This is a genomic window from Propionispora hippei DSM 15287, from assembly GCF_900141835.1.
Lineage (GTDB): Bacteria > Bacillota > Negativicutes > Propionisporales > Propionisporaceae > Propionispora > Propionispora hippei.
Genome location: NZ_FQZD01000037.1, coordinates 21397 through 37468, shown reverse-complemented (window position 1 = coordinate 37468; position 16072 = coordinate 21397). Strand labels below are relative to the sequence as shown.

Below are 16072 nucleotides of genomic sequence, written 5' to 3'. Positions count from 1 at the left end.
GGTGTTTTTTGTTATGCCGATAAGCTGAAGAAGCTCACATACGTCAAGGAAGGTACTGACGTACCTTTGATTCATTCCTGTGTATGGCTGGTAGAAAAGTTATCTTCTTTAGTAAGGAAAGTGAAATAAGCCAGTGGCTGCCGGTTTAAACGGAAGACTTGGCTGGAAACGGCCCGGGAGGATAGATAGTTGCTGGTTAAGAGAAAGACACTCACATTTGTGGGTGTTTTTTGTTATGCCCTGAAAGGGGTAACACATTAAGATGGCAGTGAGGATTGTATCATAACAATGCGGGAGCGCTGTCGCTGACTTACGCTTATGTTAAAATACAACCCCCGCCGGGTGGCAGTAGTTGATCAGAATTTTTTAGCGCTTTGTAGAATGGTTTTATTTATTTAGCTGAAAACCTATCCTCTTGAGCCGTTCCCGGCGGCCTTTACGGAAAAAGACGGTCCGTAGGATGAAAAAGGAGCATCTTCCGTTAAGAAAATCCGTGTGTTTGAGCGAAGCGAGTTTCGGATTTTTAGGAAGGTGCTCCTTTTTTTCAAGTCTTTTGGAGTGTAGGCCTAGATTTTTTGTTTCTTTTGCAGTAATGGCAAAAGAAAATAGGACGATATGAGTTAACCTCTTTCATAAAAAGGAGGAAGCGGATGATTTGAGAGGGCTTGGCTTATTAGAACTAGATGCCTCAGTTCCGAGAGTATCCTCCTTATACTTCTAAATATATGGGTAACGAGGTAGTGGAAGGGCCTAACTGATAGCGGTTTAGTGTTCAAGAAAATGAGTGCAGTTACCGCTCATTAAGCCTTGATATTACTTATGTATAATTGGTGCCCATATTTCCAATTACTCCTACAATAAACATACTCGATTTTCCGACAAGAAAATCAGATAATCACTGATATCTAAATATTCTATATAATGCGATAATTTAACATATCTCTAATGCTATCATAATAATATCGATGAAAAGGGGACAAAAGTATGAGAAAAAGGTTACTTGCGGCGGCGGTCTTAACGATGGTTACACTATCTGGTGGTACTGTTTTTGCTAACCCGGTGGAGCTTTCCGGAAATGTTGTTATTGAAAATCGTCAGGAAAAAATGAGTAATGTAGACCGAGATGGCACAAAGTATGTATTCCGGTTAAATGCTAAAACCATGGTTAATAATAACGTTACTGTATTTGCCCGCTTTGGTGCAGAAAGTCTGACTAATGAGAGTGTGGGTAAGGACTTTGTCCGGGCAGGCAAATCTGCCGGGGCTATTGATCAGTTTGGATTAATTTATAAAAATGGAGGCTTTTCCTATAAACTTGGCCGTCAGGATTTATTCCTTGGGTCCGGTATCTTATTCGACAACACTGCCAACATCGGGAAGAACTATTTCTTAGATGGTTTGACGGTTTCCGGCAAATCCGGGGAAACTTCTTTGTTTGCCGCTGTCCTGCAAGAAGATAACACCGGCAGTAATGACAACAAAATTTATGCTTTGCGTGCCGGTTTTAGTCCGGCAAAAAATGTAACCTTAGGGGCTACTTTTGCAAAGTATGACTATTCGGATAGTACTGGCGACGTTAATTTTGGGGCTATTGACGGTTCTTATACCAAAGGTAAGGCTTCATACTATGCCGATTACGCTAAGTCCGATGCGGCAGTGAAGAATACCGCCTATTCAGTGGGAGTAGCTTACAATTTTGATGGGGTGAATTCGGTATCCCTTTATAACTATAAAATAGAAGCCAATGCTTCGATCAATGGATGGACAACTTGGTGGGGCAATGAAAAGGGATATTGGTATACCTTTAACCATAAGATTGACCCCAATACTACCGTAGGTTTGGCTATGCGTGATGGTAAGCAAATTGATAACGGTAACGGCAAAAAATCCTTCCGTACCACAGTGACTTATAAGTTTTAACTCGCCACTTTATATACATTTATAATGCAAAGCGTGAACTCCTTTAGTGGGAGTCATGCTTTGCATTTTTTACATTATTATAGGAATTTTAATATCTGAAATAGTTTTCACAAGGACAAAGCAGTGGCTTTTATAATAATGCTCACGCTATCGCTGACTTACATTTAGGCTAAAGCAGCAAGAAAAATAAAAAGGCACTCGCAAGGAGTGCCTTGAGCAACGTAATAATTATTTAGGCCGCGACAATAAACGTAATACTTTAGCACCTGTGTCACGTACGCGGCGCAACGGGGTGATGCTAACTTTTACTTTGGGTTTCATGTCGCGTTCTGAACCAAAATCGCCCCGCTTTATATGGGTAGTTCTGGTTTTTTCCGGCTTAAGCCGTTCTCTTAATACGGCAATTGCGTTGTTGGGGCTACTTTGTTCTTCGCAGGTCATAATATCAATCGCGGCATAGCCTAGCTCAGGATAGCTATGAACACTCATGTGGCCTCTGGCGAGCAGGACCATCATTGACAGACCCTGCGGCTCGAACCTATGAGAAGTAAAATTGATTACGGTCATATTAGCCTCGGTAACGGCACTATATATGGTGTCTCTAATGAAATCCATGTTGTTTAGCTTATCAAAGTTGCAACCATACATATCAATGGTTACGTGCTTGCCAATTAATTTCACGATGAATATCGCTCCTTTGGATGTATTAGATATGACTATAGAAACTCAAAATGGGTAAAATATAGGAAGTATTTGGCGAAAAGCGGGATTTTTCGCGATATAATTACGATTGCGCTGTTTTATATCTTTATTCTACAACTTTTGATTATAAGTGTCCTGCCTGGGATTGTAAAGGGGGTATTTTAGAAAGGAGAGGCGGTGTACGATTGTGCCTATTTTTTCACTTACAGAGTAAACGGAGTTAGAACGTGCCTTGTAATCAACAGGATGATCCATGGCGGGTTGCGCCAGGCGAATTATACCCTAAAAGGCACGCGAATTTTGCTGTAATAGCGAATTATTTCAACAAAATTTAATGAGGTACGACACATATAGATTAAAGACACACTTTAGAGCATAAGCGAAGTGAGATTTGAAGTTAAATTGCGGGGCTTTGGGGATTGAAAACCGGAAAAGCCTCGTATATCAGCGTAGGCAAGGTGATGGGGATTTGCAAGATAGCCAAAGTTTGGATCCGGTCAAAGCTGCCGCTATATCCAAAGTATAAACATACCGCCTATAGTTATTCTTATTCGCGATGGTTTTAAAATTTCTTGCAAGAATATTGCTATATATAGTAAAATTTTCTTCATAACATAGTAAACTTTATAATAAGGAGAATTATAATGACCAATACAATAACAGCGTTGTTAGGTATTAAATATCCCATTATTCAGGGCGGAATGGCCTGGGTCTCGGAGCACCGTTTGGCAGCGGCCGTTTCTAATGCCGGTGGTGCCGGTATCATTGCTACCGGTGGCCGGGATGCGTCCTGGGTCCGGGAGCAGATTCGTCTAGCCAAGACCTTAACGGACAAGGCCTTTGGGGTCAATGTGCAACTTATGGCTCCTAATAAGGAAGAAATCATTGATATCATTTGCGAGGAAAAAGTAGCGTTTGTTACTTTAGGGGCAGGCAATCCGGTTCCTTTTTTTGAAAAGTTAAAGCAGGCAGGAGTTAAAATCATTCCGGTCGTGCCTAATGTTAAGCTTGCTTTACGGGTCCAGGAGAAAGGTGCCGATGCGATTGTTATCGAAGGCATGGAGGCTGGCGGCCATATTGGTGTGCTGACTACGATGGCACTGATGACGCAGGTTCTGCCCTTAGTTAAGCTTCCTGTCATTGTAGCTGGCGGTTTTGCTGATGGACGTGGTTTGGCAGCGGCTTTGCTGATGGGGGCTGCCGGTGTGCAGATGGGAACCCGGTTTTTGGTTTCGGAAGAGTGTGCCGTCCATGGCAACGTAAAGCAAAAGTTAATTGAAGCAATTGATACCGATACAGTTGTAACCGGGCTGACTATGGGCCATGCTGTCCGGGGCGTTAAGAATCCGTTTACCGATAAGTTCCTGGCTCTGGAATATGGCGGCGGTGCCTCCAAGGAAGAGCTGGAAAAGCTGGCGGCCGGAACTAACCGGAAAGCTGCTATCGACGGCGATGTGGTAAATGGCATGGTACAGGCCGGCCAAAGTCTGCTGCCGTTAAAAAAGATTGACCCTGTGAAAGCGATTATAGAAGATATTATTACACAGGCCCGCCAGGTACTGACCGATGCTGCCAAAATTAAACTATAAATAAAGGAAGAGCAAGGAACTACTGATTAATTGGTACTGCGCGTCTTAACAGAGCTTTTTCCGCCTGGCTGTGCAGTAAGACCTTGAAATAGCGAGACTATTCTTTCGGTTTTACTGCTTGCCCAATGAAAGGGTCTCTCGACATGCTGAAGGGCTCAATTACATCAGCGATTTCCTAAGCCTGATGATGGGCTTGATTAGCACGCCCATTTTATCCGTTACGGCAAGGCAGATACATAGCCACAGGACATATGTGCCAAACTAATGTAGCGACAGGTTCCTATATTATCAAAGGACGCAGAAAGAATTCTCATCTAGCTGGGCGAAGCAATGAGGCGTATAGTTCCTACGTCAATTGAGGCTAACATAGCAAATGGAAATTCAGGCAGGTCATTTGGCTGAAAAGGGAACTTGTTACTACACTAGCACTAAGCAAACAGTGCAGAAAAAAGAAGGTACTATGTTTACATTACATCATGGTTTTTGGATATATTTTTTTACCCGGAAGCAGGCCAAAGTGTGGCAATATGTTCTGGGGTCTATGCTGCCTGATTATGTGTATGTGGGGTTGATCGTGGCTCTGCTGTATAACCGGCAGATACAGTGGAATGAGCTGACTAATATGGACCCGACAATGATGATGTCGCTGCTTCCTTTATATCCATGGGTAGTTAAAATTGATCTTTTTTTTCACTCAGTGGTTATTTGGGGGATCGGCCTGGCGTTAACCTTTTTGCCCGTGCTTCGTCACGCTCAGGCTTTTGTAATTGGCTGGGGGACTCATGTATTAATCGATTCCCTTACCCATGCCGCCCATGCTAATTTTTATTTGTATCCTTTATCTATGGCAGCAGTACACAGTCCGGTATCGTACTGGGAAATGCAATATTTTGCTAGAGAATTTAAATGGGTTAATTATGGACTTATGAGTCTGGCGGCATTATATCTGATTTATCAATGGTGGAAAACAAAAAGGAAATGAGGAAAATAGAAGCAATGCAGGTTACTACGAGCGTATTTTTGCGAAAGGGCGCGCAACACAGGGTGGAAAGTGGTCATCCGTGGGTGTACCAAAGTGAACTTGACTATATTGACGGTGAATTTGAGCCGGGCGATATTGTTGATGTCTATAATTTCCGACAAAAATTTATTGGCCGCGGCTATATCAATCCCCGGTCCCAGATTATTGTCCGGCTTCTCAGCCGGGAACAGGAACCGATTGACCGGGAGTTTTTCAAAAAACGTATTCAGACGGCATGGAAATACCGTCAGACTTTTATCAGCGAGCCGGAATATTGCCGCCTGGTGTATGGCGAGGCCGATTTTCTGCCGGCGCTTATTGTCGATAAATTCGGTCCCTATATGGTCATTCAGACGCTGGCCTTAGGCATTGATGTACATAAAGCTACGATTGTCTCGGTGCTGGAGGAGCTGTTTCAGCCGGAGGGGATTTACGAACGCAATGATGTGCCGGTTCGCCGGTTGGAAGGGCTGCCGGAGGTAAAGGGCTATTTAAAAGGCGACTTTCCGACAGAGATTAAAGTACTGGAAAATGGCATACCCTTTTATGCCGATATTAAAGAAGGGCAGAAAACAGGATTTTTCTACGATCAGCGAGAAAACCGGATGTTTTTAAAGCCTTTTATCCGCGGTGCGGAGGTTCTCGACTGCTTCTGTCATACCGGTTCATTTGCTGTTCATGCCGCGTTGTATGGGGCGAAGAAAATTACCTCGATTGACATATCGGCCGAGGCCATTGAATTGGCCAGGAAAAATGCCGAACTAAACGGAGTAGCAGCGGTTTGCGATTTTCAAGTGGCTAATGCTTTTGACGCGCTGCGGTCTATGGCGGAGGAACAGCGGCAATTTGATGTGGTTATTCTGGACCCGCCGGCCTTTACCAAAAGCCGCCATGCGCTGGAAGGCGCGGCACGGGGCTATAAGGAAATTAATTTGCGGGGGTTAAAGATGGTACGCCCCGGTGGCTTCCTGGTTACCTGTTCCTGCTCCTTCCATATGGGCCGCGACCTTTTCCAGGCGATTGTGGCCGATGCGGCCAGGGATGCCAGACGTGTCATCCGCCAGGTCGAATACCGGACGCAGGCGAAAGATCATCCGATATTACCGTCGGCGGCGGAAACGGAATATCTGAAATTCTTAGTCGTTCAGGTTTTCTAAGACTTAGGAGTAGCATATGGAACAAAAGGATGGTGTTATGGGCACCATCCTTTTGTTATGTCTGAACCTTAGCATAGCAGCAGGTGTATGCCGTTAGATGCTTCTGCAAACCAGCCGGGCATTACAGCGGGATGAAAATAATAGCAAAAGCAGGAAAGCGGGGCGTAGTGGTTGTAATTTTACTATAAAATGGATATATAAAGTAGTAAGGGCTATTGCAAAAAGTCAAATAGTCAAATATAATAAAGTCAAATAGTCAAAAAAGCTGAAGTAAGGAGGGGAAGCTTTTGAGCAATCTGGCTGATATCATTGAGCAATTTATTTTGCGCCGCTTATCGGCAGAAAACAGTGATATTGTGATTTTGAAACGTAACGAACTTGCTGATGAAATAGAATGTGCCCCCTCGCAGATCAGTTATGTACTGAGTACGCGTTTCACCACGGAAAAGGGGTTTATCGTCGAATCACGGCGTGGTCTGGGCGGCTTTATCCGTATTGCCCGGCTTGTTGCCCCGACCACTCTTTATGAAAAGGTAGCTGCTGAAATTGATGAGGATACGCCGCTGGACGATATTTTAGCGATTGTGGAATATTGGCAGTCCCACAATCTGATAAGCGCCAGGGAGGCGGCCCTGATTACGCAGTACTGTGCTATGCTGTACGATTTTGTTGTGCCGGATCGGCGGGTTCCGTTATTACGGATGATTTTTATAACACTGGGAAATCACTGATATTAAATCAGCGGTTTTCTAGGGAGTATTCATAGGGGGGAACGGTTCATGTTATGTGATAACTGCAAAAAGCGCTCGGCAACGGTACACATTACTAAAATCATTAATAACAGCAAGGTAGAAAGCCATTTATGCAATGAATGTGCCCAGGAATCGGGCGAAATGAGCTTGGCTGGCTTTTCGGTGGATAATAAGTTTTCGGTTCAGGATTTTCTGAAAGGAATGTTTAATTACGGCTTTGTTGAGGCACCACAGGCTAAGACCGAGATAGCCTGCAGCAATTGCGGCATGACCTACAGTGAATTCAGCCGCAGCGGAAAAATCGGCTGCAGTGTTTGTTATTCGATCTTTGGCGAAAGACTGGAACCGCTACTCAGGCGCATTCATGGGTCCAGTGCTCATACTGGAAAGGTGCCGCGACGGACGGGTGGCCTTTTGGAAACCAAGCAGCGGCTAAAACGCCTGAAGCAAGAATTGGAGCGGCATATCAGCCGGGAGGAATATGAACTGGCGGCCAAGGTGCGCGATGAAGTGAGAAGTATTGAAAAGATGATTAGTGAACATAGCAAAGAGCAGGAATAGGGGAGGGAAAGAAATATGTCAATAGAAAGCTTGCTGAACGAATCAATGAATCCCTGGATGTTGGGGGGCGGCAAGGAAGCGGATATTGTTCTTTCCAGCCGGGTACGCCTGGCCCGTAATCTGGAGGGCATCCCCTTTCCGAACCGGGCCAGTGATGAGGATTTGGCTGTCGTGGCCAAGGAAATTGCCGGGTCGATGGAGGATTTAAAGAAAGCAACCCAACACGAGTATATTTATGCCGATATGGAGGAACTTTCGCCGCTCGATCGGTATGTTTTGGTGGAGAAACATATTATCAGTCCCCAGCATGTGCAGGAGGTACAGCACAGAGCACTCTTGGCAGCGGAAGACGCTTCCGTAAGTATTATGATTAACGAGGAAGATCACTTACGTATTCAGTGTATGACGGCAGGCCTGGAACTAAGGGAAGCCTTGGAACTGGCAAACCGGGTGGATGACAGTCTGGAGGCAAAGCACAGCTTCGGGTTTAATGAGCAAATGGGCTATCTGACGGCCTGTCCGACTAATCTGGGAACAGGCCTCAGAGCTTCGGTAATGCTTCATCTTCCGGTCCTGGTAATTACGCGGCAAATCAACCGGGTTATTGGAGCCGCCACGCAGATTGGACTGGCGGTACGCGGCTTTTACGGCGAAGGAACAGAGGCCGTTGGCAATGTGTTTCAGATTTCCAATCAATTGACTTTAGGGTATACGGAGAATGAAATTATTGACAATCTAAATAGCGTGGTACGCCAAATTGTTGAGCAGGAGCGAAAAGCCCGGCAGCTCCTGTTAGCGGAATCCAAGGATACTTTGTCCGACCGGATCTGGCGGTCCTTTGGTATTTTGCGTTATGCCCGCAGCATAACCGGACAGGAGGCGCTGACTATGTTGAGCGAGGTGCGGCTGGGAATTGATATGGGTATTGTAACCGATGTTCCGGATAATATCTTTAATGAGCTACTGGTAACTACGCGGCCTAACTTTTTGCAGAAGTTGGCCATGAATAGAGGCCTTCACAGTGAGCATCGCGATCAACTACGGGCCAAAATTATAAGAAAACGTTTGAGAGAGGTGGATAAATATGTTTGATAGATTTACGGAACGGGCCCAGCGGGTATTGAATTTGGCGCAGCAGGAAGCTATTCGGCTGGGGCATAACTATATTGGCACCGAGCACTTGCTGCTGGGGCTCATTCATGAAGGAGAAGGCGTGGCGGCAAAAGCACTGTCCTCGCTCAACATAAACCTGGATACGGTGAGAAAACAGGTAGAGGCAATTATTGGCCGCGGCGAAGGGGCTACGGAGATTGCCTATACACCGCGGATAAAAAAGGCGCTGGAACTGGCGGTGGATGAAGCCGTTCAGTTAGGACATAGCTATGTCGGGACCGAACACATTTTGCTGGGCCTGATTCGGGAAGGGGAAGGCGTGGCCGCACAGGTGTTGGCCAGCCTGCATGTCAATCTCAATCTGGTAAGGCAGCGTACCATGGAGTTATTAGGCGGCAATGCCGCTACCGGTCAGGCGGCGCAACCGGGACAGGGCTATACGGCCGGTCCGGCCGCTAATCAAACACCTACTCCTTCGTTGAATGAATTTGGCCGTGATTTAAATAAACTGGCTCAGGAAGGGAAAATTGATCCGGTCATCGGACGGGAGCAGGAAATCGAACGGGTTATCCAGATTTTAAGCCGGCGTACCAAAAATAATCCTGTGCTCATCGGTGAACCCGGCGTTGGCAAGACAGCCATTGCCGAAGGGCTGGCCCAACGTATTGTCGAAGGGCGGGTACCGGAAATACTAAGGGATAAACGGGTCGTATCCCTTAGTATCGCTTCCATGGTAGCCGGTTCGAAATACCGGGGTGAGTTTGAAGAGCGGCTGAAAAAGGTCATGGAAGAAATTCGTGCCCACGGCGACATCATCCTGTTTATTGATGAGCTGCATACCCTGATTGGTGCCGGAGCGGCCGAGGGAGCTATTGATGCCGCCAATATTTTAAAGCCGGCCCTGGCCAGAGGGGAATTGCAAGCTATTGGCGCCACTACGCTGGATGAATATAAGAAGCATATTGAAAAGGATGCAGCCTTGGAACGCCGCTTCCAGCCCATCATGGTAGGAGAACCTAACGTGGAGGATGCTATTAGAATCCTCTCAGGCATCAGGGATAAGTATGAGGCCTTTCACCGGGCCCAGATTACCGATGAAGCCATTGCGGCGGCGGTCAATCTGTCTCATCGCTATATTGCCGACCGCTTCCTGCCGGACAAGGCCATTGATTTGATGGATGAGGCTGCGTCAAGAGTGCGACTGCAAGCGGCCTCAATGCCACCTGACGTAAAAGGAATTGAAAAGGCCCTGGAAAAGCTGCAGGCGGAAAAAGAGGCGGCCATTGCGGCCCAGGAATTTGAACAGGCTGCTAAATTGCGCGATGAGGAGCAGCGTCTGCGGGCATCACTGGAGGAAAAGCAAAAGGCCTGGAAGCAGCGGGGCAGTGAACGGATTGTTGTGACGGCCGATGATATTGCCCATGTGGTGGCCACCTGGACAGGTGTGCCTGTCAAAAAACTGGCTCAAGAAGAATCGGAGCGGCTTCTGCAGTTGGAGTCGGTGCTGCACGGCCGGGTAATTGGTCAGCAGACGGCTGTTCAGGCAGTGGCCCGGGCTATCCGCCGGGCTCGTGCCGGATTAAAGGATCCTAAACGCCCGATCGGTTCTTTTATCTTCCTGGGGCCCACCGGCGTTGGTAAAACCGAACTGGCCCGGGCTTTAGCGGAAGCGATTTTCGGCGATGAAAATGCCATGATCCGTCTGGATATGTCGGAATATATGGAAAAGCACACCGTGTCCCGCCTGGTAGGCGCACCGCCCGGCTATGTCGGCTATGAAGAAGGCGGCCAACTGACCGATGCCGTCCGCCGCAAACCCTATAGCGTGGTGCTGCTGGATGAAATTGAAAAGGCCCATTATGATGTGTTCAATATGCTGCTGCAGGTGCTGGAGGATGGGCATCTGACCGACAGCCAGGGACGGAAGGTGGATTTTAAAAACACCGTGATTATCATGACCTCCAACCTGGGAGCGAAGCATTTGAAAAAGGAATCTGCCCCGCTGGGCTTTGTCACCACTGGCAGGGACGACGATGCCGAGGAAAAGGCCAAGGCCAGAGTTCTGGAAGAAGCTAAACGGGTGTTCCGTCCGGAGTTTATCAACCGGATTGATGAAATTCTGGTGTTCAGCAGCTTAACAGATCAGGAATTAATCCGGATTGTTGATATTATGCTGCACGATATGGCAAAGCGTCTGAAAGATAACGAGCTTAAGCTGGACGTGACCGAACGGGCTAAAAAGGAGCTGCTCAAGGCGGGCAGTGATCATGATTATGGTGCCCGTCCTTTGCGCCGGGCCATTCAGAAAATGGTGGAAGATGAAATTGCCGAACGGATGCTCCGGCAGGAAGTGAAAGCCGGGGATACAATTCTGGTAGATGTTGACGATAATCATCGGCTTGCTTTCAGCAAAAGGTAAGTAAGAGATTTTTTCGACAAATTGTGATTTCGGCAGGAATAACCAGAAAATATCACGAAAAGCACTTTGGAGAACGTAAGTTTTTCAAAGTGCTTTTTTAATAATCCGCGCAGGGAGCGTAGCATATGTCTAAAATAAATAAACGAAAAACCGCTTTTTTCTGTCAGGAGTGCGGTACGGAAGCTTCCAAATGGCTGGGACGCTGTCCGGGCTGCGGCGCCTGGAATACCATGGTGGAGGAACCGGTGGCCGCCCATACGACCGATCAGGGCGGCTTGGTTATGGGATTGTCCAGCGGGCAGGCGGCTATTCCGATTGCCGAAGTGGATATTGACGAGGCGCCGCGGTTTAAAACCGGCTCACTGGAATTGGACCGGGTTTTGGGCGGTGGTGTGCTGCCAGGCTCACTCAGCTTGATTGTCGGGGACCCTGGCATCGGTAAATCCAGCCTGACCATAAAGGTGTGTGCCAGGGTAGCCGAGCATGGTAGTCCTGTTTTATATGTAACCGGTGAGGAAAGTACCCGCCAGGTGCGGCTTAGGGCCAACCGGCTGAGCGCTATCGAGAATACATTATATGTGTTAAGTGAAACCAATCTGGAATTGATTGAGCAGCAGGTGCTGAAGCTCAAACCCAGCTTATTGGTTATTGATTCGATCCAAACGGTATGCCGGCCGGATATCCAAAGTGCGCCAGGCAGCATCAGCCAGGTGCGGGAATGTGCCGCCCAATTGCTAAGGCTGGCCAAACTGCATTCAGTGGCTGTTTTTTTGGTGGGTCATGTCTTGAAAGACGGGACCATGGCCGGACCGCGGACACTGGAGCATATTGTGGACACCGTACTGTATTTTGAAGGAGACCGCAACGCTCAGTACCGGGTGCTGCGGGCGGTGAAAAACCGTTTTGGCAGCACCAATGAAATCGGTTTGTTTGAGATGAGAAACGAAGGCCTGATTGATGTGCCCGATGCCTCTAAAATCTTTTTATCCGAGCGGCCGATGGATGTGCCGGGTAGCATTGTCGTACCCACGGTGGAGGGAACACGACCGCTGCTGGTGGAAGTACAGGCGCTGGTCAGTGCCTCGCCCTTTATGCCGCCGCGCCGTACCTCCGACTGTATTGATATCAAACGGATTCAGCTTTTGTTAGCGGTATTGGAAAAACGCATCGGCATGCTTTTGGGCACTTCCGATGTGTATGTAAAGGTGGCTGGAAGTATCAAGATTGACGAACCGGCGGCCGATCTGGGAATTATTGTGGCGTTGGCCTCCAGCTTTCACAATCGCAAGACGCTGGACAGTACGGTTGTGTTAGGGGAAGTGGGGCTGGCCGGTGAAGTACGGGCGATTACACAGATTGAAGCCCGGATTCGTGAGTCGGAACGAATGGGATTTAAGCATATTATTGTGCCGAAGAATAATCTAAAGGGGCTGCCGGCAGTCGATATTGATATTATCGGCGTGGAAACGGTGGCGGAAGGCTTAGCCGCTGCGCTTCGCTAAAACGGAAGGCAACTAGGTAAGCTAAGGTAAGCAACAATCCTTATTTGGGTTAAAACAGAGGGGCGTGTGCAGGTATGACAAAGGTCCGGGAGGAAGATCTCTGGAATGACCGGTTTATTAAAGCGTTGAAATCTCTGGCGCCAGGAACATTATTGCGGGATGGCCTGGAGAATGTGTTGCGGGCTAAAATGGGGGCCTTGGTGCTGATTGGTGACAGTCCGCCTGTCATGAAGTTGGTGGACGGCGGGTTTAACCTGCACTGCGATTTTACGCCGGCCGGTTTTTATGAACTGGCCAAGATGGACGGTGCGTTGCAGTTATCGGCAGATGCAAAAAAAATTGTGTGTGCCAATGCCCAGCTCATACCTGATCCTTCCATCCCAACCGCGGAGACCGGGACCCGCCACCGTACGGCTGAACGGGTGGCCAAACAGACAGGTGCCTTAGTCATTGCCATTTCCCAGCGGCGTAATATCATTACCGTATACATGGGGAATTTGCGCTATACTTTAAAGGATAGTCCGAGTATTTTGAACCGGGCCAATCAGGCGCTGCAGACACTGGAAAAATACCGGGCCGTTTTTCAAAAGGGTTTGACCATGCTCAGTGCCCTGGAATTTGAGGATATGACTACGCTGGCTGATGTGGCCGGTCTGATCATTAAAGGCGAACAGGTGGCACGCATCGCCCGTGGGATCAGGCGGGATATTATCGAATTAGGTGAAGACGGGCGGCTGCTCACCATGCAGCTGGAGGAAAAAAGTCCGGAAGAGGATGAGGTACTGCTGCTTATTCATGACTATGCCGCCAATGGTGATGTGCCGGCCCATCGGGAAGTCCGGGAACAATTGGCGGCCTTGCCGGAGGAAGACCTGGAGCCAACAGTTGTTTGCCGGTTATTGGGTTTTCATGTGACGGCGGCGGCGGTAGATATGCCAGTGTTGCCTCGGGGGTATCGCATTCTGAGGAAGCTTCCCCGTTTACCGGTTAATGTTATCGAAAATCTGGTTCTCCATTTTAAAACCTTGCACCGTATCTATAATGCCGGTGTCGGTGAACTGGATAGTGTAGAGGGGATCGGCGAGGTCCGGGCTAAAAACATTAAGGATGGCCTGAAGCGGGTACGGGATCAGGTAGTATTGGAACGCTATCTATGATAGCCGGACATTATTCTTTGTATTTTTCAATATTTATATCTCTGACAAACCGGGCATAGGCCCGGTTTTCTTCAATTCGGACAATTTCGTAGAGTTTATTGTCCTCAGAGAGGACCTCATCGCCGACATGAGCGACCAATGGGATATACATTAGGGTTGTTTCGTTGGCTTCGTCAATGATCATGTAGTAGTCGTAAACCTTCTGTGGCGCCTGATCCGGTTTGTTCTGGGGCGGCATTACACTGAACGGGGCATAATAGACATAGCCTGACAGCACCGCTGCGCTAAGGATACAAATGCCGGCTAACAGCAAGAGGGCCCGTTTCCACCTCATCATACCAGCCTCCTTTAGTCGTCGCGCTTATTCCGCCGGGATCGACGGCGGAATAAGTCGGCAAATTCTCTGGTGCGGAACCGGTACAGTTTTCGCCTGACTTCCTGCCAGCTGCCTGTGCTGATATAGGCGTAGCCAAGCAGCCCAATGAGCAGTAGAAGCAGCAGTTTTGCCACATCGTAAAGGGGGGCTTGCCGATTGACCGGGGTGCCGGCTTCCGGTGGGGACGCAGGAGCAGGCGGCGAAGGTTCTGCCGGGGCGGGAACTTCAGGATCGGAGGATGGCGCGGGGGATTCGGGCGCTTCCTCGGCGGCTGCCGGAGTAAACAGGGCCGGCAGAATATCGGCAAAAAGTGCTGCGCTATGCTCGGCCGCCTGGAGGGTATTATACTGCGAGCCTATTTCCACCAGCATGGCCTGTGGATCAAGATCCTGATTATAATTGCCGTGAGCAATAAAGATGCCGCGAACTAGTCCCCGATACTTCCGGTCGGCTGCCGCCTTGAGCTGCCGGGCAAATTGTTCGGTAGTACTCCGGTTTTGATTTTGCCTGCCCACCACCAGCAGCAGTTTGGTGGCATCCTTCCCGTCAATGGTCAACTGGTAGGCGCTGGCCGGAGCGCTGTCGCGATGAATGTCAAATAGAGCGGTTGGCCGGTTGCGGAGCAGCTTCATAAAGGTACGGCGGGAACGGTGATAGGCGTTGGCATCATGAGGATCGTGAAGGGTGGTATCGTGCACCGTTTGATAGCCTAGTTCATTGAGGCGGCTGACCAGACTTTCGCCTACCTGCATGATAGAACCCTGGCCTTTACGGGTAGTTGTGCCATCGCTAGGGAGGTAACATTCATCGGTGTGGGTGTGGTACACGGCAATCAGGGGAGCTGCCGTGCGGACCGTTCCCTGGGCGGGAAGCGCCGGCTCTTGAACTGCCGGGGCCCTGGCCAGCGGGCTGCGCCGGGCTTGGGCGTTATAACCGTCTAGACCGATAATTTCGTAGCAGATATCCTGTTCATCAATAAAAAGATCACCGGCAGTCAGGGGCAGCCCAGTCTGAAACAGCAGGCGGCCCGTTTCATCGCTGACGGTGATATAGCCGTCGATCAGTTCCGTTTCTCCGGCGAAAACAGCGGCAGGCTGAAAAGAAAAAAGCAATAGGACGAACAGGATGGAAAACGTATAATAGCCCATGACACACCTCGCTGTAAACGAATGCCTTGCGGCGAAAAACTTGTTTATTTAACCGGTAATTATCTATTAGGATATCCTGATTTTAGCTGAATATGTAAAATAAAAACGCGGCCTTTGTAAGGCCGCGTCAGGATTTTCTTGCTTATGACAGATGAAAAACTCCCAGGGTTTTCACTGTTTTTAATTCTTGTTCAAAAATATTCTGCATATCAACACCGCAGTGATTACATAAAGCCGCCAAATAAAAAAGACTGTGGCCGATTTCCTTGCTAAGCACTTCCTGACATTGTGGACAAGGCCGGCCGGATACATGTGAGGACATAAATTGCAGTAGGTCACTGTATTCTGTTTCACTGGGAACTTTTTGACGGGTAGCCTGGATATCGATACAGCCGCATTCGGTGACCGCCTTAGCAAAGGCCCGGCTGATTCTGGCGGAAGATTCCTGGTACTTGGTCAATACGTCAAGAATGCTGCGGTGACGGATCAGGTATTGATCGACAACTAGCTGGAAATCGCGGCAACATTTATCTGTCACATGGATACACCTCACTTTGAATTTATTATATAAATGCAAAATATGATTGTCAATGTTTTTGGGGGAGAAATGATTAATTGACAATGTCATGGAAAGTATGCTAAAATAATAAATTTT

Annotated in this window: 14 protein-coding genes; 10 read left to right on the top strand and 4 right to left on the bottom strand. The window is 48.2% G+C overall.

What is annotated here, in order from left to right; genetic code table 11:
* The first annotated feature begins 984 nt into the window (after positions 1-984).
* Positions 985-1920 (top strand): porin family protein, encoded by a 936-nt coding sequence (locus F3H20_RS16095; RefSeq protein ID WP_149735903.1) that lies wholly within the window; start codon positions 985-987, stop codon positions 1918-1920.
* 228 nt (positions 1921-2148) lie between these two features.
* Here the strand turns inward: F3H20_RS16095 and speD are convergent, their stop codons facing one another.
* A complete protein-coding gene (speD, locus tag F3H20_RS16090) occupies positions 2149-2601 on the bottom strand; it encodes an adenosylmethionine decarboxylase (protein ID WP_223191809.1) in 453 nt (150 codons plus the stop codon).
* A gap of 665 nt (positions 2602-3266) precedes the next feature.
* Between speD and F3H20_RS16085 the strand changes: the two genes are divergently transcribed.
* The 9 genes from F3H20_RS16085 to disA all read left to right on the top strand — a co-directional run bounded on the left by F3H20_RS16085 (position 3267) and on the right by disA (position 13893).
* Complete coding sequence (locus F3H20_RS16085) at positions 3267-4211, top strand: nitronate monooxygenase (RefSeq protein ID WP_149735902.1); 945 nt, start codon at positions 3267-3269, stop codon at positions 4209-4211.
* Between the two features lie 460 nt (positions 4212-4671).
* The gene (locus F3H20_RS16080) at positions 4672-5193 is read left to right on the top strand and encodes a DUF4184 family protein (protein ID WP_188128371.1); all 522 of its coding nucleotides are present in this window, start codon (positions 4672-4674) and stop codon (positions 5191-5193) included.
* Between the two features lie 14 nt (positions 5194-5207).
* Positions 5208-6389 carry a class I SAM-dependent rRNA methyltransferase gene (locus F3H20_RS16075; protein ID WP_149735900.1) on the top strand — a complete coding sequence of 394 codons (1182 nt, stop codon included), beginning with the start codon at positions 5208-5210 and terminating at the stop codon, positions 6387-6389.
* A 287-nt stretch (positions 6390-6676) separates the two neighbouring features.
* Positions 6677-7120, top strand: a complete 444-nt coding sequence (locus F3H20_RS16070; protein ID WP_149735899.1) for a CtsR family transcriptional regulator — start codon at positions 6677-6679, stop codon at positions 7118-7120.
* A 48-nt stretch (positions 7121-7168) separates the two neighbouring features.
* Positions 7169-7702, top strand: a complete 534-nt coding sequence (locus tag F3H20_RS16065; protein WP_149735898.1) for a UvrB/UvrC motif-containing protein — start codon at positions 7169-7171, stop codon at positions 7700-7702.
* A 15-nt stretch (positions 7703-7717) separates the two neighbouring features.
* Positions 7718-8794: a protein arginine kinase gene (locus F3H20_RS16060; protein WP_149735897.1), complete on the top strand. Its 1077-nt coding sequence runs from the start codon at positions 7718-7720 to the stop codon at positions 8792-8794.
* Positions 8787-11234 carry an ATP-dependent Clp protease ATP-binding subunit gene (locus F3H20_RS16055; RefSeq protein WP_149735896.1) on the top strand — a complete coding sequence of 816 codons (2448 nt, stop codon included), beginning with the start codon at positions 8787-8789 and terminating at the stop codon, positions 11232-11234. The genes F3H20_RS16060 and F3H20_RS16055 overlap by 8 nt, the downstream gene beginning before the upstream one ends.
* 125 nt (positions 11235-11359) lie before the next feature.
* Entirely contained in the window at positions 11360-12736 is a 1377-nt protein-coding gene (gene radA, locus F3H20_RS16050; protein WP_149735895.1) for a DNA repair protein RadA, read from the top strand.
* Positions 12737-12810: 74 nt separating this feature from the next.
* Positions 12811-13893 (top strand): DNA integrity scanning diadenylate cyclase DisA, encoded by a 1083-nt coding sequence (gene disA, locus F3H20_RS16045; RefSeq protein WP_149735894.1) that lies wholly within the window; start codon positions 12811-12813, stop codon positions 13891-13893.
* Between the two features lie 10 nt (positions 13894-13903).
* Here disA and F3H20_RS16040 read toward each other — a convergent pair whose 3' ends face one another.
* The 3 genes from F3H20_RS16040 to F3H20_RS16030 all read right to left on the bottom strand — a co-directional run bounded on the left by F3H20_RS16040 (position 13904) and on the right by F3H20_RS16030 (position 15955).
* Positions 13904-14230 (bottom strand): stage II sporulation protein P, encoded by a 327-nt coding sequence (locus F3H20_RS16040; protein ID WP_223191808.1) that lies wholly within the window; start codon positions 14228-14230, stop codon positions 13904-13906.
* 11 nt (positions 14231-14241) lie between these two features.
* Positions 14242-15417: a stage II sporulation protein P gene (gene spoIIP, locus F3H20_RS16035; protein WP_149735893.1), complete on the bottom strand. Its 1176-nt coding sequence runs from the start codon at positions 15415-15417 to the stop codon at positions 14242-14244.
* Between the two features lie 142 nt (positions 15418-15559).
* Complete coding sequence (locus F3H20_RS16030; protein WP_091751480.1) at positions 15560-15955, bottom strand: nucleoside triphosphate pyrophosphohydrolase family protein; 396 nt, start codon at positions 15953-15955, stop codon at positions 15560-15562.
* Positions 15956-16072: the final 117 nt, after the last annotated feature.